The following is a 23254-nucleotide window of genomic DNA, read 5'->3' as shown; positions in this document are numbered from 1 at the left end:
TGGGAGAGGGTTAGGGTGAGGGCATCAACACGCACGATGCCCCATCAATCACGCCTCGATCACTTCATACGAATGCGTGATTTTTACCGCTTTCTCCAGCATTAACGCCACAGAGCAGTACTTCTCCGCAGACAGGTCCACCGCACGCGAGACCGCCGCGTCTTTCAGCTCTTTACCGGTGACCACAAAGTGCAGGTTAATATGGGTGAACAGGCGTGGCGCCTCTTCGCGACGCTCTGACGTGAGTTTAACCTCACAATCCGTCACGTCATGACGTCCTTTTTGCAGAATCGACACCACATCAATTGCGCTGCATCCGCCTGCCGCCATCAGCACCATTTCCATTGGGCTGGGTGCTTTATCGCCGGAGTTACCGTCCATCAAAATCTGGTGTCCTGACGCGGACTCGCCCAGGAACGTTAAACCTTCAACCCATTTCACGCGCGCTTGCATATTCATTAACTCCAACGTTGCATTTTTGGTGACAGATTACGTGTGCGTTACATTTATCGCAATGGAAGGCGACCTGCATCATGCTGAAGCGAGACACCAGGAGACACGCGGCGAAAGCTATGCTAAAACACTCAGGATGCTACAGTAATACATTGACGTTACACGTGTATGCAGAGGACATCAAACTTTACTGGCTGCGAAACGTTACGGTAGCCGACTTCCCAGGGTATGGGTAAGAATTCGATTGCAACCCCAGAGTCCGGATGCATCTGATGACTCTGGTGACAGCTTATAACAGAGGATAACAGCGCATGGTGCTTGGCAAACCGCAAACAGACCCGACTCTCGAATGGTTCTTGTCTCATTGCCACATTCATAAGTACCCATCGAAGAGCACGCTGATTCACCAGGGTGAAAAAGCGGAAACGTTGTATTACATCGTTAAAGGCTCGGTGGCAGTGCTGATCAAAGATGAAGAAGGGAAAGAGATGATCCTTTCTTATCTGAACCAGGGCGATTTCATCGGTGAACTGGGCCTGTTTGAAGAGGGCCAGGAACGTAGCGCCTGGGTTCGAGCAAAGACAGCATGTGAAGTGGCTGAAATTTCTTACAAGAAGTTCCGTCAGCTGATTCAGGTTAACCCTGACATCCTGATGCGTCTTTCTTCCCAGATGGCGCGCCGTCTGCAGGTCACGTCAGAGAAAGTGGGTAACCTCGCCTTCCTGGACGTTACCGGCCGTATCGCACAAACCCTGTTGAACCTGGCGAAACAGCCAGACGCCATGACCCACCCGGACGGCATGCAAATTAAAATTACCCGTCAGGAAATTGGTCAGATCGTCGGTTGCTCCCGTGAAACAGTAGGCCGTATCCTGAAAATGCTGGAAGATCAAAACCTGATCTCCGCCCACGGTAAAACCATCGTGGTCTACGGAACGCGTTAATTCCGCTTAAACGGCGTGCCATCGCAAGGTGTCACGCCGTTTTTGTCTCTACTCCCCATGTGGCGCAGGCTGATCTATCACCCGGAAGTTAACTACGCACTGCGGCAAACGCTGGTGTTGTGTCTTCCTGTGGCCATAGGCCTGATCCTCGGACATCTTCAGCAAGGCCTGCTGTTTTCCCTCGTGCCCGCCTGCTGCAACATTGCCGGTCTGGACACGCCGCATAAGCGCTTTTTCAAACGCCTGATCGTTGGTGGCTGCCTGTTTGCGGGCTGTAGCCTCGCCGTACAACTCCTGCTTGCCCGGGATATCCCGCTGCCGCTGATCCTGACCGTGCTGGCGATGACGCTCGGCGTCACGGCGGAAATCAGTTCGCTGCACGCCCGCCTGCTTCCCGCCTCGCTGATTGCGGCCATTTTCACGCTGAGCCTCGCCGGGAACATGCCGGTGTGGGAGCCGCTGCTGATCTACGCCCTGGGGACATTATGGTACGGGCTGTTTAACTGGTTTTGGTTCTGGCTGTGGCGGGAGCAGCCGCTGCGTGAATCCCTGAGCCTGCTCTATGTGCAGCTTGCGGATTACTGCGAAGCCAAATACACCCTGCTCACCCAGCATACCGACCCGGAAAAATCCTTACCGCCGCTGCTGACGCGCCAGCAGAAGGTGGTGGATCTCATAAGCCAGTGCTATCAGCAGCTGCATATGCTCGCCGCCAACAAGAACCACGAGTACAAGCGGCTGCTGCGCACCTTCCAGGTCGGGCTGGATCTACAGGAGCATATCTCCGTAAGCCTTCACCACCCGCAGGAGGTGCAAAAGCTGGTCGAGCGCAGCCACGCCGAAGCGGTGATCCGCTGGAACGCGCAGACCGTATCGGCACGTCTGCGGGTGCTGGCCGACGATATTCTCTACCACCGCTACCCCACGCGCTTTAACATGGAAAAACAGCTGGGCGCGCTGGAGAAAATCGCCCGTCAGCATCCCGATAACCCGGTCGGCCAGTTTGCCGCCTGGCACTTCAGCCGCATCGCCCGCGTGTTGCGCACCCAGCGCCCGCTTTATCCCCGCGACCTGATGGCGGATAAGCAAAAACGGCTTCCGCTATTGCCCGCGCTCAAAAGCTATCTTTCTCTTAAATCGTCCGCTCTGCGCAACGCCGCAAGGATTAGCGTGATGCTCAGTACCGCCAGCCTGATGGGCATGGCGCTGCACCTGCCGAAACCCTACTGGATCTTAATGACCGTGCTGTTTGTCACCCAGAACGGCTACGGCGCCACGCGGGTGCGCATTCTGCATCGGGCTGGCGGAACGATGGCCGGGCTGATCATTGCGGGCGTAACGCTGCACTTCCACGTGCCGGAAGGCTATACCCTGGCAGGGATGCTGGCGATTACGCTGGTGAGTTATCTGATTATCCGCAAAAACTACGGCTGGGCGATGGTGGGCTTTACGGTGACGGCGGTATATACGCTGCAGTTGCTCACGCTCAATGGCGAACAGTTTATTGTCGCCAGACTGATTGATACCCTGATCGGCTGCCTGATTGCCTTTGGCGGCATGGTCTGGCTGTGGCCGCAGTGGCAGAGCGGGCTGCTGAGGCAGAACGCCCACGACGCGCTGGAAGCCGACCAGCAGGCTATTCGCCTGATCCTGAGCGACGATCCGCAGCCCTCCCCGCTGGCCTATCAGCGGATGAAGGTCAACCAGGCGCACAACGCCCTGTTTAACTCGCTCAACCAGGCGATGCAGGAGCCGGGCTTTAACTCGCACTATCTGGCAGACATGAAGCTCTGGGTGACGCACAGCCAGTTTATCGTCGAGCATATTAACGCCATGACCACGCTGGCGCGCGAGCACACGATGCTAACGCCGGATCTGGCGCAGCGCTATTTGCAGTCGTGTGAAATTGCGTTGCAGAGGTGTCAGCAGCGTCTGGAGTATGACGCGCCGGGCGAGTCGGGCGACTCAAACATTCTTGAAGCGCCGGAGACGTTGACCCACGGGCCAATGAGCACCCTGGAGCAGCATTTACAGCGCGTTCTGGGGCATCTGAACACCATGCACACCATTTCGTCGGTGGCATGGCGTCAGCGTCCGCATCACGGCATTTGGTTAACGCGCCGGCTAAAGCGAACCGAGTATTAGCCTTTTACGATCTTCTCGACCGCCGCGGCAAAGCGAGTTAAACCGTCTTCGATGTCTTTGTCTTCTACCACCAGCGACGGCGCAAAGCGCATCACGTCCGGCCCGGCATTAAGCACCATCACCCCTTCGTGTGCGGCGGCGTGCAGGAAGTCGCGCGCGCGGCCTTTGTACTGCGGCTTCAGTTCGGCGCCAATCAACAGCCCCATCCCGCGAATTTCGCTGAATACATCGTACTGTTCATCAATCTTTTGCAGGTGTTTTACGAACAGCTCGCGCTTCGCGCTCACGGCGTTCAACACCTCCGGCGTGTTGATAATGTCGAATGCGGCACCCGCCACGGCACTCGCCAGCGGGTTACCGCCGTAGGTGGAACCGTGAGAACCGACGTGGAACGCGGAGGCGATCTCCTGCGTCGTCAGTACCGCACTCACCGGGAAACCGCCGCCGAGCGCTTTGGCGCTGGTCAGGATGTCCGGCGTCACGCCGTAGTGCATATAAGCGAACAGATCGCCGGTACGCCCCATCCCGCACTGCACTTCATCAAAGACCAGCAGCGCCTGATGCTCGTCGCACAGCGCGCGCAGCCCTTTCAGGAATTCCGGAGTTGCCGCCGTCACGCCGCCTTCCCCCTGGATCGGCTCGACAACAACGGCGCAGGTATGGTCGTCCATGACCGCTTTCACCGCGTGCAGATCGTTAAACGGCACGTGGACAATGTCGGCCGGTTTCGGGCCAAACCCGTCGGAATACTTCGGCTGGCCGCCAACGGAGACGGTAAAGAAGGAGCGTCCGTGGAAGGCATTGTGGAAGGCGATGATTTTGGTTTTGTACGGGCTGTGGCGCGTTGTCGCGTAGTAGCGTGCCAGCTTAAACGCAGTTTCGTTGGCTTCAGTGCCGGAGTTCATAAACAGCACGCGCTCGGCAAAGGTCGCATCGATGATCTTGCGGCCCAGGCGCAGCGCCGGTTCGTTGGTGAACACGTTGCTGGTATGCCACAGGGTTTCGCCCTGGGTTTTCAGCGCCTCAACCAGCGCGGGATGGCAATGACCCAGCGCCGTGACCGCAATACCGCCCGCGAAATCCACATACTCTTTACCCTGCTGATCCCAGACGCGGCTGCCTTTTCCCTTCACCGGGATAAACTCAGCCGGTGCATAAATCGGCAGGATCACTTCATCAAATGTCGCGCGGGTAATTGCTGGTTGTTCAGTTGCCATGTCATGACCATCCATTTTTATGTCACAGTGATTGTGAAAATATAATCACAAAATATGCATAAAAAATCACAGCAAGGCAACAGATATTCAGCGATTGAGGAAATTTGCCAGCAGCGCGTGCCCCTGCTCGCTGAGGATGCTTTCCGGGTGGAACTGCACGCCTTCGAGGTCCCATTCGCGGTGGCGAATCCCCATGCTCTCCTGCGTATCGCTCCAGGCGGTCACCTCAAAGCAGTCGGGCAGCGTAGACGGGTCAATCACCAGGGAATGGTAGCGCGTCACGGTTAACGGGTTATTGAGCCCCGTGAATACCCCGGTGCCGGCGTGGGTGACCGGAGAGGTTTTACCGTGCATCACTTTCGCGGCGCGCACGATGGTGGCACCAAACGCCTGAGCAATCGCCTGATGGCCCAGGCAGACACCCAGTATCGGCAGCTTGCCGGCAAAGTGCTGGATCACATCCAGAGAAATACCCGATTCCGACGGCGTACACGGCCCCGGAGAAATCACGATTTTCTGCGGAGCCAGCGTCCCGATATCGGCCAGTCCGATCTCGTCGTTGCGGCGGACAACCACCTCTGCACCCAGTTCACAAAAATACTGGTAAAGGTTCCAGGTGAAGGAATCGTAGTTATCAATCAGCAGAATCATGGCGGCTCCCGAAAAAAATGCCGCCCTATTCTACTCAGATTCCCGCGCTTCGCTCACTACTTTGGCAAAGATAGCGTTGAGCGCGGTTAAATCTCCCGTTGCGCCGCTTCGGTTAGCCGTCACCCACTGGTCGGGATCGATATCGCGCCAGTCCAGCGAGTAGCCCGCGTGGAGCGCCAGCTGCTCGAAGAAAACGCGCTGGGCAATACCGTTGCCGCGCATAAACGGATGCAGCATGTTGATTTCGCAGTAATAGTGGCTAACCCGGTCAACAAACGCCGCTTTCTCAAGACCCACGAGATACTTTTCGCTTTCCAGCGCCGCCATCAGCTCGTTGCCCATCTTCTCGATGTATTCGAAATGGCAGAAAGGAATATCCCCTTTAAAAATATCGTCGGTACGGAGCTCGCCTGCCCGCTTCATCTCGCTGCGGTACAAATGACGATGAATGAGGCACAGATGGGGCAACCCGGGCGCGGACGGCCCAAGCTCCAGCGTCTCAATATGGGGCTCTGAGGGACCATTACCTTTTTCAAGGAGACAACTGGCCTGTAAATTGACGTTACGCTGCTGTTCCCAGAGACGGGATTTTTGCTTGTCGGTGAGCTTTTTCACTTAACGCCTCCCTGAATAGTCCGTTTGCCACAAGTATAAGCAGCAAAACGCGCTTTCGCAGGGAGGGTCATATAACGCGGGCAGAAGAAGCCCGCGCTCAGAAGAATTACGGCAGAACTTTTGCGGAGAGGATAACCACCGGTTTTGTCGGCACATTCTGGTACGGACCGACGTCGTGAGTAGGCACCTGAGAAATTTTATCGGCCACGTCCATGCCTTTCACAATCTTACCGAAAACGGCATAGCCAAAGTCGCGCTGACCGTGGTCGAGGAAGGCGTTATCCGCCACGTTCAGGAAGAACTGGCTGGTCGCGCTGTCTTTGTCTGCGGTACGCGCCATGGAGATGGTGCCGCGCTTGTTCAGCAGGCCGTTGTCCGCTTCGTTTTTGATTGGCGGGTTAGGCTGCTTCTGCTGCATCTGCTCGTTGAAGCCGCCACCCTGCACCATGAAGCCTGGGATCACGCGGTGGAAAGTGGTGTTGTTATAGAAACCACTGTTCACATAGTCGAGGAAGTTTTTTACGGAAACAGGGGCTTTCTGGCTATTCAGTTCCAGCTCAATATTCCCGGCAGAGGTGGTCAGCAGAACGTGAGGGTCCCCTTTGGCTGCCAGCGCAGCAGGGGAAACGGCAGAAAGAGCAAACACAGCTGCGACAGCCGCCAGTGTTGATTTGAGCATGAGAATTCCTTAACAAAGCGCAGTATAAAAAGCGAATGGCTTGATTCTAAAGAGCAGTATGAACGGAGACCAGCCTTTTACCTAATTTTACGAAGTTGAAACAATTATTACCGCGCAAACGATTGGTTACGCCGTCAATTAATGTGATTTAGATCACACTAAAACCTGCAATGACGTAATCATTGCCCTTAAAAGATAGGAATAGATCACTTTAGCGACTAAAATCTGCCCGCTCTCAGCGCCCCCGGGCGCTTTTCTTTTTCTGAACAGGCCAGACATGACTAACAGCAATCGCATCAAGCTCACATGGATCAGCTTCTTCTCCTACGCCCTGACCGGCGCGTTGGTGATCGTCACCGGGATGGTGATGGGGAATATCGCAGACTACTTCCAGCTGCCCGTTTCCAGCATGAGTAACACCTTTACCTTCCTCAACGCGGGGATCCTGATCTCTATCTTCCTGAATGCCTGGCTGATGGAAATCGTCCCGCTGAAAACCCAGCTGCGCTTTGGCTTTGTGCTGATGGTTGCCGCCGTGGCGGGCCTGATGCTGAGCCACAGCATCGCCCTGTTCTCCGCAGCTATGTTCGTGCTGGGTCTGGTCAGCGGGATCACCATGTCGATCGGTACGTTCCTGATTACCCACATGTATGAAGGCCGCCAGCGCGGCGCGCGTCTGCTGTTTACCGACTCCTTCTTCAGCATGGCCGGAATGATTTTTCCGATGCTCGCGGCGGTTCTGCTGGCGCGCAGTATTGAGTGGTACTGGGTCTATGCCTGCATCGGCCTGGTCTACGTGGCGATCTTTATTCTGACCTTCGGCTGCGACTTCCCGGTGCTGGGCAAGAAAGCACAAACCACCGCAGAGCCGGTTGCGAAAGAAAAGTGGGGCATCGGCGTGCTGTTCCTCTCCATCGCCGCGCTGTGCTACATCCTTGGCCAGCTGGGCTTTATCTCCTGGGTACCGGAGTACGCGAAAGGTCTGGGCATGAGCCTGAACGATGCGGGTAAACTGGTGAGCGATTTCTGGATGTCTTACATGTTCGGCATGTGGGCGTTTAGCTTCATCCTGCGCTTCTTCGACCTGCAGCGCATTCTGACCGTGCTGGCGGGGCTGGCGACCGTGCTGATGTACCTGTTCATCAACGGTTCACCGGAGCATATGCCGTGGTTCATTCTGACCCTGGGCTTCTTCTCCAGCGCCATTTATACCTCTATTATCACCCTGGGCTCCCTGCAGACCAAAGTGGCCTCGCCGAAGCTGGTTAACTTCGTCCTGACCTGCGGCACCATCGGCACCATGCTGACCTTCGTGGTCACTGGCCCGATCGTCGCCCACAGCGGTCCGCTGGCGGCGCTGCACACCGCAAACGGCCTGTATGCCGTGGTGTTTATCATGTGCTTCGTTCTGGGCTTCGTGACCCGCCACCGCCAGCACAACGCGGCAGCAGCGTCTCACTAACCCCTACGCCCCTTTGCGCTCGGCAGAGGGGCTGTTTCTGGCAAAGCTTACCTCTTCTCCTCCGATATCCATCTGGATCCACGTCTGCGCCAGCTGCGTCGTGGCGATCACCCGTCCCTGACGAATCGACCAGCGCACCGGCACCTGACAGCGCACTGCTTCAAACCCGCTCTCGGCAGGCAGAATAATCAGGTTCGCCGGGTTCCCCGTGGCAATACCGTAATCGCTCAGGCCGAAGGTACGGGCACTGTTATGGGTGATGAGATTCAGGCCGCTGTCGATTTGCGGATAGCCCATCATCTGACAGACGTGCAGCCCCATATGCAGCACCTGCAGCATGTTGCCGGTGCCGAGCGGGTACCACGGGTCGAAGACGTCGTCATGACCGAAGCAGACGTTAATGCCCGCTTCCTGCAGCTCTCTCACCCGGGTGATGCCGCGGCGCTTCGGATAGTCATCAAAGCGCCCCTGCAGATGGATATTGACCAGCGGGTTAGCGACGAAGTTAATTCCCGACATTTTCAGCAGACGGAAGAGCCGCGAGGTGTAAGCGCCGTTGTAGGAGTGCATGGCGGTGGTGTGGCTGGCCGTCACGCGCGGGCCGATGCCGGCCTCATACGCCAGCGCTGCCACCGTCTCGACAAACCGCGACTGCTCGTCGTCGATTTCATCGCAGTGGATATCCAGCGGACGGTCATATTTCTTCGCCAGTTCAAAAGCGATATGCAGCGACTGCACGCCATACTCGCGGGTGAACTCGAAGTGCGGGATCGCCCCCACCACGTCGGCCCCCAGCCTTAACGCCTCTTCCAGCAGCGCCGCGCCGTTCGGGTAAGAGAGAATACCTTCCTGCGGGAACGCGACGATTTGCAGCGTCACCCACGGGGCAACCTCCTGCTTCACCTCCAGCATCGCCTTCAGGGCGGTGAGCGTCGGGTCGGAGACATCCACATGGGTACGGACAAACTGGATGCCGTTGGCAATTTGCCACTTCAGCGTTTTCCAGGCGCGCGCTTTAACATCCTCATGGCTGAGCAACGCCTTGCGCTCCGCCCAGCGCTCAATGCCTTCGAACAGCGTGCCGGACTGGTTCCAGTTCGGCTCACCCGCGGTCTGGGTCGTATCAAGATGAATATGCGGCTCAATGAACGGCGGGATAGCAAGCCCGCCGCGCGCGTTCAATACTTCATAACTTTCGGCGTGGGTGTCGTCCATCGGGGTGATGTCACCAAATCGCCCGTTCTCAATGGCGAGCTGCCACAGCCCTTCCTGACCCGGTAAACGAACATTCTGAACAAGCCATAACGGTGTTGTAGACATACCCTTCCCCTAAAAAACGCCGCTGATATTCAGGCGTATCGATTTTGGCAAAACCGCCCCTGATTTGTACACAAATTCAACGAGCACGAAAAGCCTGCGATTTCCGCCACTTATAAAAATCCTGACAAATCAGTTATATACCACCTAAGGAGTAGGCGAAGACGTATTTGATTTGCATCAATAAGCGCCCCTGCTGAATCGTTAAGGTAGGCAATAATAGAAAAGAAATCGAGGCAATAATGAGCAAAGTCAGACTCGCTATCATCGGTAACGGCATGGTCGGCCACCGCTTTATTGAGGATCTTCTCGATAAGGCCGATGCTGAGCAGTTCGATATTACCGTGTTCTGTGAAGAACCCCGCAAGGCGTACGACCGTGTGCACCTGTCTTCCTACTTCTCCCATCATACCGCCGAAGAGCTCTCTCTGGTGCGCGAAGGTTTCTACGAGAAGCATGGCGTAAAAGTGCTGGTGGGCGAACGCGCTATCACCATCAACCGTCAGGAAAAAGTGATCCACTCCAGCGCCGGGCGTACGGTTTTTTACGACAAGCTGATCATGGCGACGGGCTCCTATCCGTGGATCCCGCCGATCAAAGGCTCGGAAACTCAGGATTGCTTCGTCTACCGTACCATTGAAGACCTCAACGCCATCGAATCCTGCGCCCGTCGCAGCCGTCGCGGCGCGGTCGTCGGCGGCGGCCTGCTGGGTCTGGAAGCGGCAGGCGCGCTGAAAAACCTCGGCGTTGAAACCCACGTCATCGAATTTGCCCCGATGCTGATGGCCGAACAGCTCGACCACATGGGCGGTGACCAGCTGCGTCGTAAAATCGAAAGCATGGGCGTGAAGGTTCACACCAGCAAAAACACCAAAGAGATCGTTCAGGAAGGGACTGAAGCGCGCAAAACCATGCGCTTTGCCGATGGCAGCGAGCTGGAAGTGGACTTCATCGTCTTCTCCACCGGTATTCGTCCGCGCGACAAGCTGGCGACCCAGTGCGGGCTGGCCGTGGCGCAGCGCGGCGGGATCATGATCAACGACGCCTGCCAGACCTCCGATCCGGATATCTACGCCATCGGCGAATGCGCCAGCTGGAACAACCGCGTCTACGGTCTGGTGGCACCGGGCTACAAAATGGCGCAGGTTGCCGTGGACCATATCCTCGGCAGCGAAAACGCGTTTACCGGTGCAGACATGAGCGCCAAGCTGAAGCTGCTGGGCGTGGACGTGGGCGGTATTGGCGATGCGCATGGCCGCACCCCGAATTCCCGCAGCTATGTCTATCTCGACGAAAGCAAAGAAGTCTACAAACGCCTCATCGTCAGCCAGGACAACAAAACCCTGCTCGGCGCGGTGCTGGTGGGCGACACCAGCGACTTCGGCAACCTGCTCCAGCTGGTGCTGAACGCCATCGAACTGCCGGAAAACCCGGACGCGCTGATCCTCCCGGCGCACGCGTCCAGCGGCAAGCCGTCTATCGGCGTGGATAAACTGCCGGACAGCGCGCAAATTTGCTCCTGCTTCGACGTCACCAAAGGCATGTTGATCTCCGCCATCAACAAAGGCTGCCACACCGTGGCGGCGCTGAAAGCGGAAACCAAAGCCGGTACCGGCTGCGGCGGCTGTATTCCGCTGGTCACTCAGGTGCTGAACGCCGAACTGGCGAAACAGGGCATCGAAGTGAACAACAACCTGTGCGAGCACTTCGCGTATTCTCGCCAGGAGCTGTATCACCTGATCCGCGTGGAAGGCATCAAGTCCTTCGACGAGCTGCTGGCGAAACACGGCCAGGGCTACGGCTGCGAAGTGTGTAAACCGACCGTCGGCTCCCTGCTGGCCTCCTGCTGGAACGAGTACGTACTCAATCCGGAACACACGCCGCTGCAGGACACCAACGACAACTTCCTGGCGAACATCCAGAAAGACGGCACCTACTCCGTTATTCCACGCTCAGCCGGTGGCGAAATCACGCCGGAAGGGCTGGTCGCCGTGGGCCGTATTGCGCGTGAATTTAACCTGTACACCAAAATTACCGGTTCCCAGCGTATCGGCCTGTTTGGCGCGCAGAAAGACGATCTGCCGGAAATCTGGCGTCAGCTGATTGAAGCTGGCTTCGAAACCGGTCACGCGTACGCCAAAGCGCTGCGCATGGCGAAAACCTGCGTGGGCAGCACCTGGTGCCGCTACGGCGTCGGCGACAGCGTGGGCTTCGGCGTGGAGCTGGAAAACCGCTACAAAGGCATCCGCACCCCGCACAAAATGAAGTTTGGCGTCTCCGGCTGTACCCGCGAATGTGCGGAAGCGCAGGGTAAAGACGTGGGTATTATCGCCACCGAGAAGGGCTGGAACCTGTACGTCTGCGGCAACGGCGGGATGAAGCCACGCCACGCGGACCTGCTGGCGGCGGATCTCGATCGCGACACGCTGATTCAGTATCTCGACCGCTTCATGATGTTCTATATCCGCACCGCCGATAAGCTGACCCGTACCGCCTCCTGGCTCGATAACCTGGAAGGCGGTATCGACTACCTGAAATCGGTCATCATCGACGACAAGCTGGGCCTGAACGAACATCTGGAAGCGGAGATGGCGCGCCTGCGCGAGGCGGTGATCTGCGAGTGGACGGAAACCGTCAACACCCCGGCGGCGCAGACGCGCTTCAAACACTTTATCAACAGCGCCCAGCGCGACCCGAACGTACAGGTTGTGCCGGAGCGTGAACAGCATCGTCCGGCGACACCGTATGAACGAATTCCGGTCACGCTGGTGGAGGAAAACGCATGAGCCAGTGGATAAACATTTGCGATATTAACGACATCATCCCGGCCACCGGCGTATGCGCGCTGCTGGGCAGCGAGCAGGTTGCGATTTTCCGCCCTCGCCACGATGAACAGGTTTTTGCCATCAGCAATATCGACCCGTTCTTCGAGGCCAGCGTGCTCTCCCGCGGACTGATTGCCGAGCATCAGGGCGAACTGTGGGTCGCCAGCCCGCTGAAAAAGCAGCGTTTCCGCTTAAGCGACGGATACTGCATGGAAGATGAGAGTCATTCAGTGAAGCACTATGACGTTCGCGTGAAGGACGGCAAGGTGCAGCTGAAAGGCTGATCCCCCGCCTTTTCAATACGAAAAGCTTATGACCCCTTATGGGTAACGGCAGGAAAAACCGTATGTTTTGTACGATTCCTGCTGTTATCCTGACGTCAATTCTTACCCCCTCCATGAAAGCTGCGAGGTAACGTCGTGGATCACCTGCCGATTTTCTGTCAATTACGCAACCGCGACTGCCTGCTCGTGGGCGGCGGCGACGTGGCTGAACGCAAAGCGCGCCTGCTGTTAGAGGCTGGCGCCCGGCTCACCGTCAACGCCCTCACCTTCGCCCCACAGTTTGAGGTCTGGGCTCAGGAAGGGATGCTCACGCTGGAACAGGGTGAGTTTGATGAATCCCTGCTCGATACCTGCTGGCTGACGATTGCCGCAACGGACGACGATGAAGTGAACCAGCGCGTCAGCGACGCCTGCGAAGCGCGCCGAATCTTCTGCAACGTGGTGGATGCGCCGAAAGAGGCCAGCTTTATCATGCCCTCGATTATTGACCGCTCGCCGCTGATGATTGCGGTGTCGTCCGGTGGACGCTCGCCGGTTCTCGCCCGCCTGCTGCGGGAAAAGCTGGAGGCCGTGCTGCCGCAGCACCTTGGTCAGATTGCGCATTACGCCGGGCAGCTCCGCTCCCGCGTGAAGCAAACCTTCTCGACCGTGGGCGAGCGCCGTCGCTTCTGGGAAAAATTCTTTGTGAACGACAGGCTGGCGCAGTCGCTGGCGAATCAGGACACCAAAGCCGTAGAAGAGACGACCGAACAGCTGCTCAGCGAGCCGCTGGACCATCGCGGCGAAGTGGTGCTGGTGGGCGCAGGCCCCGGCGATGCGGGCTTGCTGACGCTGAAAGGGCTACAGCAGATCCAGCAGGCCGATACCGTAGTTTACGATCGCCTGGTCTCTGATGACATCATGAACCTGGTACGCCGCGATGCCGACCGCGTATTCGTTGGTAAACGGGCGGGCTATCACTGCGTGCCGCAGGAGGAGATTAACCAGATCCTCCTGCGCGAGGCGCAGAAAGGTAAGCGCGTGGTGCGCCTTAAGGGTGGCGATCCGTTTATCTTTGGTCGCGGCGGTGAGGAGCTGGAAACCCTGTGTGACGCGGGTATTCCGTTCTCCGTCGTGCCGGGCATTACGGCGGCATCCGGCTGCTCAGCTTACTCTGGCATTCCGCTGACCCACCGCGACTATGCCCAGAGCGTGCGTCTGGTGACGGGCCATCTGAAAACCGGCAGCGAGCTGGACTGGCATAACCTGGCCGCGGAAAAGCAAACGCTGGTCTTCTACATGGGGCTGAACCAGGCCGCGACGATTCAGGCGAAGCTGCTGGAGCACGGCATGGAGGCTGATATGCCGGTTGCGCTGGTGGAAAACGGTACGTCCATCAAGCAACGCGTGGTGAATGGTGTACTGACGCAGCTCGGTGAGCTGGCGCAGCAGGTCGAAAGCCCGGCGCTGATTGTGGTGGGTCGCGTGGTTGAGCTGCGCGATAAGCTGAACTGGTTCTCGAATCACTAACGCATATTCTTCCTTTGCGGAGTAGTCCTTATGCGGACTACTCCCCTCTTACCGCTGTCGATAACATACCGCCCCGAAGTGGAATTTCTCCCTTTATTCCCTTGAGTTACATCAAACTTTCGTTTTTAAGACAAGGAATGCGTATGTTCAAACTGGCAAAAGCCGCCGTTCTGGTTGGCCTGTTATCGACTCTGACTGCCTGTACCGGTCATGTACAGAACACCAAAAATAACTGCAGCTACGATTACCTGCTGCACCCGGCGATCTCCATTTCGAAGATCATCGGCGGTTGCGGCCCGGCGGCGGATCAGTAAGCGTTTTTCAGGCGTAAAAAAACCGGGATATCCCGGTTTTTTTGTGTAGGGAAGTGCGGCCTGATGCCCTCACCCTGACCCTCTCCCACAGTGAGAGGGTACAACCCTAAAAACGGTAACGTGGTTACCGTTTTGCTTTTACCTACGGTTTACCCACAAACCCAATCGCTTCGTATACCGCTTTCAGAGTTTCGGACGCGCGTGCGCTGGCTTTTTCCGCGCCGTCTTTCATCACCTTCTGCAGGAAAGCTTCGTCGTTACGGTAGCGGTGATAACGCTCCTGAAGCTCGGTCAGCATGCCGGAAACGGCGTCTGCCACTTCACCTTTCAGGTGGCCGTACATCTTGCCTTCGAAGTGTTTTTCCAGTTCAGGAATGCTCTGGCCGGTCACGCCGGAGAGGATATCCAGCAGGTTGGAGACGCCCGCTTTGTTCTGCACGTCGTAGCGCACTACAGGCGGCTCGTCGGAGTCGGTGACTGCGCGCTTGAGCTTTTTGACGACGGATTTCGGATCTTCCAGCAGGCCGATAACGTTGTTGCGGTTATCGTCAGACTTGGACATCTTCTTGGTCGGCTCCAGCAGCGACATCACGCGCGCACCGGACTTCGGAATGAATGGCTCTGGCACTTTAAACACATCGCCGTAAATCGCGTTAAAGCGCTGGGCGATATCGCGGCTCAGCTCCAGGTGCTGCTTCTGGTCTTCACCTACCGGTACCTGGTTGGTTTGATACAGCAGGATGTCCGCCGCCATCAGCACCGGATAGTCGAACAGACCGGCGTTGATGTTTTCAGAGTAGCGCGCGGATTTATCTTTGAACTGGGTCATGCGGCTCAGCTCGCCGAAATAGGTGTAGCAGTTCAGCGCCCAGCCCAGCTGCGCGTGCTCCGGCACGTGAGACTGAACGAAAATGGTGCTCTTCTCAGGATCGATGCCGCAGGCCAGATACAGCGCCAGGGTGTCCAGGGTGGCTTTACGCAGCTTCTCAGGATCCTGACGCGCGGTAATCGCATGGAGATCGACGATGCAGTAAATGCAATGGTACTCATCCTGCATGCTGACCCACTGACGTAACGCACCCATGTAGTTACCAATGGTCAATTCACCTGAAGGCTGTGCGCCACTAAAAACGATGGGCTTAGTCATTATTCAATTCCTGATGTTCACTGTGCGAAAGCCCGAGTGCGGGCAACAAATCTTTGAAGTGGTCGAAGACCACATCCGGCTCACTTAATGTGATGGCTTCACCGTAGTTGTAGCCATAGGTTAATCCGACGGAAGGACACCCAGCCGCTCGGGCAGCCAGAATATCATTGCGCGAATCCCCGACAAAGAGCAGCTCCGCAGGCGTTAAGGATAATTTTCCTGCCACCAGCAACAGCGGTTCCGGATGCGGCTTTTTGTTCTGTACGTCGTCGCCGCCCACAATCACGGAGAAATACTTCGCGATATCGAGCGCTTCCAGCAGCGGTGCAACAAACGGCGTCGGTTTGTTGGTCACCAGCCCCAGCGGAATGCCCTTCGCGTGCAGCGCGCTCAGCGTTTCCTGAACGTCCGGGAACAGGAAACTGCCCTCCTCGACGGTCTCTTCATAGAAACGATCGAACAGTTTGCGCAGAATCCGCAGCTGTTCATCCTTAGGGATGTCAGCGTGGTCAACGCTCGGTTTACCCTGCGCGGAACGCTGCGACGCGCGCTCCTGACGCGCCCACATCAACGCGCGCTCCATCAGGACATCGGCGCCGTTGCCAATCCACGTTACCACGCGCTCTTCCCCCGCAACGGGGAGTTCAAGGGCGTACAGCGCCTGGTCTACGGCGCTCGTTAAGCCCGGCGCGCTGTCGACCAGCGTGCCGTCGAGGTCAAATGCGATACCCCGAATTGCCTGCAATTTATCCATGACTTACCTTCGCCAGCTCACGGCGCATTTCATCAATGACTTTTTTGTAATCCGGTTGGTCGAAAATTGCCGAACCTGCAACGAACATATCCGCGCCGGCTGCCGCAATTTCACCAATGTTATTCACTTTCACACCGCCGTCCACTTCCAGGCGAATATCGTAACCTGACTCATCAATACGACGGCGCACTTCACGCAGCTTATCCAGCGTGTGGGGAATGAACGACTGACCGCCAAAGCCCGGGTTAACGGACATCAGCAGAATCACGTCCAGCTTGTCCATGACATAGTCGAGATAGCTCAGCGGCGTGGCCGGGTTAAACACCAGGCCCGCCTTACAGCCGTTCTCTTTGATCAGCTGCAGCGTGCGGTCCACGTGTTCAGAGGCTTCCGGATGGAAAGTGATGATGCTGGCACCCGCTGCGGCGAAGTCAGGCACGATGCGATCAACAGGCTTAACCATCAGGTGAACGTCGATCGGCGCGGTAATGCCATAGTTACGTAATGCCTTGAGCACCATTGGGCCAATGGTCAGGTTAGGGACGTAGTGGTTGTCCATAACGTCGAAATGGACGACATCTGCGCCAGCCGCGAGAGCTTTGGCGGTGTCTTCACCCAGGCGGGCAAAATCGGCCGACAGAATTGAGGGAGCAATCAAAAACTGTTTCATCCGCTTCTCCTTGAAATGTGTTTACCGGCGGGCAAAACGGCTCAGGGGCGATAAAGAGCCAGAAGTTCGTCCACCTTTTTACGTGTGCCGCCGTTGCTGCTAATGCTACGCCGCACTTTGACCTGAAAATGCTTCGCGGCTTTATACCATTCGCGCGTATCAGGCGTGTCGTGATTCGAAATTAACACCGGAATTCTTTTGCTGACCAGCTTTTCTGCCATCTCCGCCAGACGGGCCTGTTCGGCCGGGCTGAAGCTGTTGGTGTGATAAGCGGTGAAATTCGCCGTTGCAGACAGTGGTGCGTAAGGCGGGTCACAGTAAACCACCGAGTTTACGCCTGCCAGCTCCATACACTCTTCATAGGAGAGGCAATGAAACTCTGCGTTCTGCGCTTTTTCGGCAAAGTGGTACAGCTCGTCCTGCGGGAAATACGGGCGCTTATAGCGACCAAACGGCACGTTAAACTCCCCGCGCAGGTTATAGCGGCACAGGCCGTTGTAACCATGACGGTTGAGATAGAGGAACAGCAGCGCCCGACGGAACGGATCCTGACTCTGATTAAACTCAGTGCGGAACTGGTAGTAAACGTCCGGCTGATTATTCTCCGGCGTAAACAGTTTGCGCGCCTCTGCGACATACTCTTCGGTACGCAGCTTAACAATGTTATAGAGGCTGATGAGGTCGTTGTTGATATCCGCCAGGATATAACGAGAAAAATCAGTGTTCAGGAACACCGATCCTGCGCCCACGAAAGGCTCGATTAGACACTCGCCTTTTGGCAGGTGCTTTTTAATATCATCGAGCAGGGGGTATTTCCCCCCTGCCCATTTCAGAAAAGCGCGATTTTTTTTCATGCTGACTAACTGATTACACCTTCTCCGGCTGTGGAGAAAGCTCCGACAGCATCCTGCGCTTTAAACATTACTTCAGATCGGCCTGAACCTGATGAATCGGCTTCGCCCAGGGATTTTTTGCCTGAACATCCGCTGGCAGTGCCGCTACGGCACGTTTCGCTTCATCTTTGGACGAATAAACGCCGCTGACCAGCACATACCACGGCTGACCGTTACGGGTCGTCTGATAAACAACATAGTCTTTCAGATTTGATTTCTTCGCCCAGCTGTTGAGGTTGTCATAGTTAGACGAACTGCTCAGCTGCAGCGTGTAATTGCTGGATGGCGCAGACTTCATCGAGCCAACGTTACCTGCAGTTTTGCCTGCGGCGCTGCTGGAGGCTGTTGCCGTGGCTGCCGGAGCCGTTGCTGCAGGTGCCGCTGTGGTTGCCGTTGCTTTCGGCGCAGTCTGCGTGACTGGCGCTTTAGCAGGCTCGCTCACCGCAGCCGTTTCGGTGCGTTTCGGCTGTGCCGGTACGGCTTTCATTTCAGGCGCTTTTACGACTGCCTGAGGTTTGGTTTCACGCTTAGGCTCAATCACCGCCTGCTTACGTTCAGGACGCGTCGCAGTTTGCGTCTGGCGCGGTTTGGTTTCCGTCGCAGCCGTTTGTGGCTGAGCGTTACCACCGCGAATCGGGGCAACGGTTGCCGGCTCAGTTGGCAGCGTGGAGTTAACCACGACGTTATCAACCTGCTGCTGGTTCTGCGGCTGCGTCAGCGCATTGTTCAGATCTCCCTGAACTTCTACGCGCTGCTGGCCTTCAGGCGTGGCAGGTGCCTGACCCTGAGCAGGGGTTGAAGAAACGGGCGGCAGAGAAACATCCTGCGGCGCTGTGGTGTTACCTGCGGTCTGCTCTGCGGAAGTCGCACCCGGTGCAGGCTGTGCGCCATTCGCCTGATTGGTCGCATCGTTACCGGACAGGTTGATGCTCTTCTCAGCGGAAGCAGTTTGCTCGGTTGAGTTCGTTGACGGTGCTTTAAGCGCGGAGCCAATGCCGACAATCAGCAGCACAAGCACCAGAACGCCCAGGCCCATCATGATGTACTGGCGGGAAGCCGGTTTCGGCGCAGCGGCTTTTTTACGTTTACGTGGGCGACGCTCTACAGGCTGTTCGTCCATTGAATCTTCTTCGGACTCATAATCCTCTTCTGCTCGCTCTTCGTGCGCGTTGCGGCTGCGCGAAGGGCGACGATCGTCTGCATCCAGATCAACATCGTCAAAGTTGATCTGCGGCTCGTTATCACGTTCTGAAGATTGACGAGAACGACCAGTACGACGATCGCTGGGATCGGGTTTCAGCTCGTCTTCTGGTTTGAATTCATCCATTTAACACCCCACTCAAAGGCTTATGCTAACGACTTTGCATTTCACCTGAAGCTAAACGACCACCGGCGACAGTGGCCTGACCTTTCTAGTTGTTACGCCTGCTGACAATCAGCGATAGCGCCAAGAACGACATCGTGCGGCACTCCGCCGCGCACTTCACTCTTCCCTATTGCAAGCGGGAGTACAAGACGCATCTCACCTGCCAATACTTTTTTATCGCGCATCATGTGGGGTAAATACGCTTGCGCCGACATCTCCTGCGGCCCGGTTACCGGCAAACCTGCACGCTCAAGCAGCGCAATGATGCGTGCCGTCTCTTCAGGTTTAAACTGCCCCAGACGTTCAGAGGTGCGCGCTGCCATGACCATACCGGCCGCGACGGCTTCACCGTGCAGCCAGTTGCCGTAACCCATCTCGGCTTCAATGGCGTGGCCAAACGTATGCCCAAGATTCAGTAAAGCACGTAAGCCCGTTTCACGCTCGTCTGCAGCGACAACTTCTGCTTTCAGTTCACAACAACGACGAATGCAGTATGCCAGTGTAGCCTCATCCAGGCACAGCAGCGCATCCATATTCTCTTCAAGCCAGCTAAAGAACTCGCCATCCAGAATAATGCCGTATTTGATCACTTCCGCCAGACCCGAAGCCAGTTCGCGCTTCGGCAGGGTTTTCAGACAGTCGAGATCCACCACCACCGATGCGGGCTGGTAGAACGCGCCAATCATGTTTTTGCCGAGCGGATGGTTAACTGCCGTTTTGCCACCCACAGAGGAGTCGACCTGGGACAGCAACGTGGTCGGGATTTGAATAAAACGGACGCCACGTTGATAGCTTGCGGCCGCAAAGCCGGTCAGATCGCCCACAACACCGCCGCCCAGGGCAAGCAGTGTTGTATCGCGACCGTGCGGTTTTTGCAGCAATGCGGTAAAGACGGTATCCAGTACCGTCAGGCTTTTATACTGCTCGCCATCGGGGAGAATCACACTGTCGACTTTTACGCCCGCCTGCTCAAGCAGGTGGCGTACGCGGTCGAGATAAAGCGGAGCCAGCGTCTCATTGGTGACCAGCATCGCCTGATCACCCGCTTTCAGTGGTAAAAAGGAAGCTGGGTCGTTAAACAAACCAGCCGCGATGGTGATAGGGTAACTACGTTCCCCGAGAGTAACTGTAATCCTCTCCATGACGCGACATCCACCTTTAATGCTTTTACCCGCAGGCGAGTGTATATAAAGCCAGAATCAGTTGCTTTCCAGCATATGAATAATCTGGTTTGCAACCACTTTAGCGCTCTGGTCGTCAGTACGAATGGTCACGTCGGCAATCTCTTCATACAGCGGATTGCGTTCATCGGCCAACGCTTCCAGAACTTCGCGTGGTGGCGTTTCAACCTGCAGCAGCGGGCGCTTTTTATCGCGCTGCGTACGTGCCAGCTGTTTCTCAATGGTCGTCTCAAGATAGACCACTACGCCACGGGCGGAGAGACGGTTACGGGTTTCGCGAGATTTCACAGAACCGCCGCCTGTTGCCAGAACGATGCCCTGTTTTTCCGTGAGTTCGTTGATCACTTTTTCTTCTCGGTCACGGAAACCTTCTTCGCCTTCTACATCGAAAACCCAGCCCACATCAGCTCCGGTTCGTTTCTCAATCTCTTGATCAGAATCGTAAAATTCCATATTGAGTTGTTGAGCTAACTGACGCCCAATAGTGCTTTTGCCGGCACCCATAGGCCCAACCAGAAAGATATTGCGTTTCTCTGCCATTTTATCGGTACTACTAAGACTATTCGTTAATGGTAATTCCCGCTTCGCAGACACCCAGCGTAGCAGGACATGAACTGAAACCTCATATGCAATAGAGCGAGAGTCAGACTAAAAATTATCTCAATACTCCGGCTTGTTTGGCAACTGATTAAATCACCGCGCCGGGCGCATAAGGTAATAAGACGTAAGTCCAACTCAAATCGGTACTCCTTGTATGCTAATTCATGCCCCACGTCAAACATCTGCAACAAACTGAATGCAAAATCATTGCGGGGATCGTTACCCGTCAGCGAATACCGACCAGACGTGGTGTAATAAACACCACTAGCTCGCGCCGTTCATTATCCTTCCCATCGTGGCGAAAAAGCTGCCCAAGCCAGGGGATTTTCCCCAGCCCCGGCACGCTGTCGCTGCCAGTTTTGTTCTTCTGCGAAAAAATTCCGCCCAACGCCAGCGTTTCTCCACTTTTTACCTCCACCTGGGTTTCTATCTCCTGTTTGTCGATCGCCAGCGTTTCGCCGTCAGCCTGCTGCAGGACTTGTCCCGGCATATTTTCACTGATGTGCAATTTCAGGCGCACGCGCCCTCCCGGTAAGACCACCGGCGTGACCTCCATCCCTAATACCGCCTCTTTAAACTCAACGGAGGTTGCGCCACTTTCGCCGCTTGAGACCTGATACGGAATTTCACTCCCCTGCTTGATGCTGGCCGGTTGCATATGCGAGGCCAGCAGCCGCGGGCTGGCGATGATATCGACCTGCTGTTTTTGCTCCAGCGCAGAAAGCTCCAGATCCAGCAGCCGACCATTGATCCGTCCGATGTTAAAACCCACGTGGCTGGTGGCGCTGGCGACGGAAAGATCGCTACCAAGCGTGGTGAGCTGACCAACCTTGCCCGCGTCGGCGGCGTCGGCGAGATTCCATTTCACCCCTAGCTCACGCAGGCTTTTTTCATTAATGGTCACAATATGCGCCGCCAGCTCGACCTGTTCGACGGGTATATCCATCTGAGCGGCCCAGCGCTGCAGCGTCTCCACCACCGTCTGGTTATCGCGAATCAGTAGCCGGTTGGTGCGTTTGTCGAGAGACAAACTTCCCTTTGGGCTCAGGAGTTTTTCCGCGTCTTTTTGCAGCTCTCCGGCATCGGCATAGGAGAAAGCGAGGCTGTGAGAAACCAGCGGTGCCTCAAGCTGTCGACGCGTTCGCTCCTGTTCTGAGCGCTCCTGCTGTTCACGCTGCCAGGCCGCGGTATGCACATAAAAAATGCCGCCCTCCTCTCGCAAAACGACGCCAGCGCTGGTGACAACCGTTTGTAACGCTTGACGCCAGGGGACCCGCGTCAGGTTGAGCGAAAGCGTGCCGCCGACGTCAGGCGATATCACCAGATTTCGGTTCTCCTGTGCGACCAGGCTCTGCAGCACCTGGACTACAGGCACGTCATCCACCACCAGCGTGACCGGTTTTGGCGCGGCGGCCCACAGCGGATGGCTGAACGCCAGCAGCCACAGCATTATCCGTAAATTCATTCTTATCCGTTCCTTCTCGTTGCCACGTCCATGTTCCTGGTTCACATGTGTCACCCACATCAACAACCAGTTCCGTTTCATTGATGGCTGTTATCGTCCAGCCCGCCGGGAAGCGTTCATGCGTTTTCAGCCGGTACCAGCGCTTTTGCCCATCCTGCAAAATGCCGATAGCCTGCTGTCCTCCCACCATGCCGCGATAGCGCCACTGCGCCAGCTCGCCAATGGCACAAGGATCGTCCGGCGGGCGAAACGGATCGCGCATGCCGGTCAATAGCAGCGCTGAGCAAACCAGCAAATATCTCGCGCTATTTCGCATGTTCCAGCTCCAGCCGCAGGCGCAACGCTGTACCTTGTGGTGCAATCGCGAAAGCGGCGATCTGCACATCCCGCTGCGCCAGCCGGGAAAAAAGCGCCGGGAGAGCCTGCCACTCCACCTCCAGCATCAGTTCCCCTCCGTTCTGCAGCGGCTTCCAGTGAACCAGCGTTGCGTTATCACCCTGAAAATCGAGCGGGGAAAACGGCGTCAGCTCGCGTACTTCCGTTGTTTCCGTACGAAACGGCAACTTTCTGACGGCAGGCCATAACGCCGCGTTCGTCCTCGCGTCCTGAATCAGCTGTCGCTGTCGTTCAGCACACTGCCTGTCTAGCGGTCTGAGCAAGGTGCCCCACGCGGCCAGTCCTGCCAGGAGGCTCCCCAGACACCACAAAAGCACCCGATACCAGGGACGGCTTTCGCACCAGCGTTCTAACAAGGTATCCATGC

At 56.5% G+C, this 23254-nt stretch carries 23 protein-coding genes; 7 read left to right on the top strand and 16 right to left on the bottom strand.

Annotated features, from left to right (window positions below):
* Nucleotides 1-48: 48 nt before the first annotated feature.
* Nucleotides 49-453 (bottom strand): OsmC family protein, encoded by a 405-nt coding sequence (locus USF70_RS16835; RefSeq protein WP_008503018.1) that lies wholly within the window; start codon nucleotides 451-453, stop codon nucleotides 49-51.
* A gap of 311 nt (nucleotides 454-764) precedes the next feature.
* On the opposite strand from USF70_RS16835, the gene crp reads away from it, so the two are divergent.
* Both crp and USF70_RS16825 read left to right on the top strand, forming a co-directional pair.
* On the top strand, nucleotides 765-1397 hold the full coding sequence (gene crp / locus USF70_RS16830; protein ID WP_000242758.1) for a cAMP-activated global transcriptional regulator CRP: 633 nt from the start codon (nucleotides 765-767) through the stop codon (nucleotides 1395-1397).
* Between the two features lie 57 nt (nucleotides 1398-1454).
* The gene (locus USF70_RS16825; RefSeq protein ID WP_217073234.1) at nucleotides 1455-3542 is read left to right on the top strand and encodes a YccS/YhfK family putative transporter; all 2088 of its coding nucleotides are present in this window, start codon (nucleotides 1455-1457) and stop codon (nucleotides 3540-3542) included.
* Here the strand turns inward: USF70_RS16825 and argD are convergent.
* From argD to ppiA, 4 genes are all read right to left on the bottom strand, one after another.
* Nucleotides 3539-4759 (bottom strand): bifunctional acetylornithine/succinyldiaminopimelate transaminase, encoded by a 1221-nt coding sequence (argD, locus tag USF70_RS16820; RefSeq protein ID WP_172421409.1) that lies wholly within the window; start codon nucleotides 4757-4759, stop codon nucleotides 3539-3541. The genes USF70_RS16825 and argD overlap by 4 nt on opposite strands.
* An 87-nt stretch (nucleotides 4760-4846) precedes the next feature.
* Complete coding sequence (gene pabA, locus USF70_RS16815; protein WP_320735832.1) at nucleotides 4847-5410, bottom strand: aminodeoxychorismate synthase component 2; 564 nt, start codon at nucleotides 5408-5410, stop codon at nucleotides 4847-4849.
* A 30-nt stretch (nucleotides 5411-5440) separates the two neighbouring features.
* On the bottom strand, nucleotides 5441-6025 hold the full coding sequence (locus tag USF70_RS16810) for a putative adenosine monophosphate-protein transferase Fic (RefSeq protein WP_069303363.1): 585 nt from the start codon (nucleotides 6023-6025) through the stop codon (nucleotides 5441-5443).
* 106 nt (nucleotides 6026-6131) lie between these two features.
* Nucleotides 6132-6704 (bottom strand): peptidylprolyl isomerase A, encoded by a 573-nt coding sequence (ppiA, locus tag USF70_RS16805; protein WP_064673712.1) that lies wholly within the window; start codon nucleotides 6702-6704, stop codon nucleotides 6132-6134.
* A 277-nt stretch (nucleotides 6705-6981) separates the two neighbouring features.
* Here ppiA and tsgA point away from each other — a divergent pair, with 277 nt between their 5' ends.
* Complete coding sequence (gene tsgA / locus USF70_RS16800; RefSeq protein WP_210867489.1) at nucleotides 6982-8166, top strand: MFS transporter TsgA; 1185 nt, start codon at nucleotides 6982-6984, stop codon at nucleotides 8164-8166.
* Between the two features lie 3 nt (nucleotides 8167-8169).
* Here the strand turns inward: tsgA and USF70_RS16795 are convergent, their stop codons facing one another.
* Nucleotides 8170-9486 carry a cytosine deaminase gene (locus USF70_RS16795; RefSeq protein ID WP_058841977.1) on the bottom strand — a complete coding sequence of 439 codons (1317 nt, stop codon included), beginning with the start codon at nucleotides 9484-9486 and terminating at the stop codon, nucleotides 8170-8172.
* A gap of 239 nt (nucleotides 9487-9725) precedes the next feature.
* Here USF70_RS16795 and nirB point away from each other — a divergent pair, with 239 nt between their 5' ends.
* The 4 genes from nirB to USF70_RS16775 all read left to right on the top strand — a co-directional run bounded on the left by nirB (nucleotide 9726) and on the right by USF70_RS16775 (nucleotide 14415).
* On the top strand, nucleotides 9726-12269 hold the full coding sequence (gene nirB / locus USF70_RS16790) for a nitrite reductase large subunit NirB (RefSeq protein WP_320735831.1): 2544 nt from the start codon (nucleotides 9726-9728) through the stop codon (nucleotides 12267-12269).
* Nucleotides 12266-12592 (top strand): nitrite reductase small subunit NirD, encoded by a 327-nt coding sequence (nirD, locus tag USF70_RS16785; protein WP_023309475.1) that lies wholly within the window; start codon nucleotides 12266-12268, stop codon nucleotides 12590-12592. The genes nirB and nirD overlap by 4 nt, the downstream gene beginning before the upstream one ends.
* 135 nt (nucleotides 12593-12727) lie before the next feature.
* Nucleotides 12728-14101, top strand: a complete 1374-nt coding sequence (cysG, locus tag USF70_RS16780; RefSeq protein ID WP_039263087.1) for a siroheme synthase CysG — start codon at nucleotides 12728-12730, stop codon at nucleotides 14099-14101.
* A gap of 143 nt (nucleotides 14102-14244) precedes the next feature.
* The gene (locus USF70_RS16775; RefSeq protein ID WP_033146806.1) at nucleotides 14245-14415 is read left to right on the top strand and encodes a YhfL family protein; all 171 of its coding nucleotides are present in this window, start codon (nucleotides 14245-14247) and stop codon (nucleotides 14413-14415) included.
* A gap of 142 nt (nucleotides 14416-14557) precedes the next feature.
* On the opposite strand, the gene trpS is transcribed toward USF70_RS16775, so the two are convergent.
* From trpS to USF70_RS16725, 10 genes are all read right to left on the bottom strand, one after another.
* Complete coding sequence (trpS, locus tag USF70_RS16770; RefSeq protein ID WP_023309477.1) at nucleotides 14558-15562, bottom strand: tryptophan--tRNA ligase; 1005 nt, start codon at nucleotides 15560-15562, stop codon at nucleotides 14558-14560.
* Nucleotides 15555-16316, bottom strand: a complete 762-nt coding sequence (gene gph, locus USF70_RS16765) for a phosphoglycolate phosphatase (RefSeq protein WP_320735830.1) — start codon at nucleotides 16314-16316, stop codon at nucleotides 15555-15557. Before gph ends, trpS begins: the two co-directional genes overlap by 8 nt.
* Nucleotides 16309-16986: a ribulose-phosphate 3-epimerase gene (rpe, locus tag USF70_RS16760; protein ID WP_024907923.1), complete on the bottom strand. Its 678-nt coding sequence runs from the start codon at nucleotides 16984-16986 to the stop codon at nucleotides 16309-16311. Before rpe ends, gph begins: the two co-directional genes overlap by 8 nt.
* A 41-nt stretch (nucleotides 16987-17027) precedes the next feature.
* Nucleotides 17028-17840, bottom strand: a complete 813-nt coding sequence (gene dam / locus USF70_RS16755; protein ID WP_033146808.1) for an adenine-specific DNA-methyltransferase — start codon at nucleotides 17838-17840, stop codon at nucleotides 17028-17030.
* 67 nt (nucleotides 17841-17907) lie between these two features.
* On the bottom strand, nucleotides 17908-19206 hold the full coding sequence (gene damX, locus USF70_RS16750) for a cell division protein DamX (protein WP_213788088.1): 1299 nt from the start codon (nucleotides 19204-19206) through the stop codon (nucleotides 17908-17910).
* A gap of 92 nt (nucleotides 19207-19298) precedes the next feature.
* The gene (gene aroB / locus USF70_RS16745) at nucleotides 19299-20387 is read right to left on the bottom strand and encodes a 3-dehydroquinate synthase (protein WP_033146810.1); all 1089 of its coding nucleotides are present in this window, start codon (nucleotides 20385-20387) and stop codon (nucleotides 19299-19301) included.
* 57 nt (nucleotides 20388-20444) lie between these two features.
* Entirely contained in the window at nucleotides 20445-20966 is a 522-nt protein-coding gene (gene aroK, locus USF70_RS16740; RefSeq protein WP_003861630.1) for a shikimate kinase AroK, read from the bottom strand.
* 286 nt (nucleotides 20967-21252) lie between these two features.
* Complete coding sequence (gene hofQ / locus USF70_RS16735) at nucleotides 21253-22476, bottom strand: DNA uptake porin HofQ (protein WP_232104817.1); 1224 nt, start codon at nucleotides 22474-22476, stop codon at nucleotides 21253-21255.
* Entirely contained in the window at nucleotides 22403-22807 is a 405-nt protein-coding gene (locus USF70_RS16730; RefSeq protein WP_033146812.1) for a HofP DNA utilization family protein, read from the bottom strand. The genes hofQ and USF70_RS16730 overlap by 74 nt, the downstream gene beginning before the upstream one ends.
* The gene (locus USF70_RS16725; RefSeq protein ID WP_064673705.1) at nucleotides 22797-23252 is read right to left on the bottom strand and encodes a hypothetical protein; all 456 of its coding nucleotides are present in this window, start codon (nucleotides 23250-23252) and stop codon (nucleotides 22797-22799) included. Before USF70_RS16725 ends, USF70_RS16730 begins: the two co-directional genes overlap by 11 nt.
* Between the last annotated feature and the right edge of the window lie 2 nt (nucleotides 23253-23254).

Origin of the sequence: Enterobacter sp. 237C8 (assembly GCF_034106865.1) — a bacterium.
Taxonomy (GTDB): Bacteria; Pseudomonadota; Gammaproteobacteria; order Enterobacterales; family Enterobacteriaceae; genus Enterobacter; species Enterobacter asburiae_B.
The sequence above is the reverse complement of the archived record's forward strand: the minus strand, read 5'-3'. Positions and strand labels throughout refer to the sequence as shown.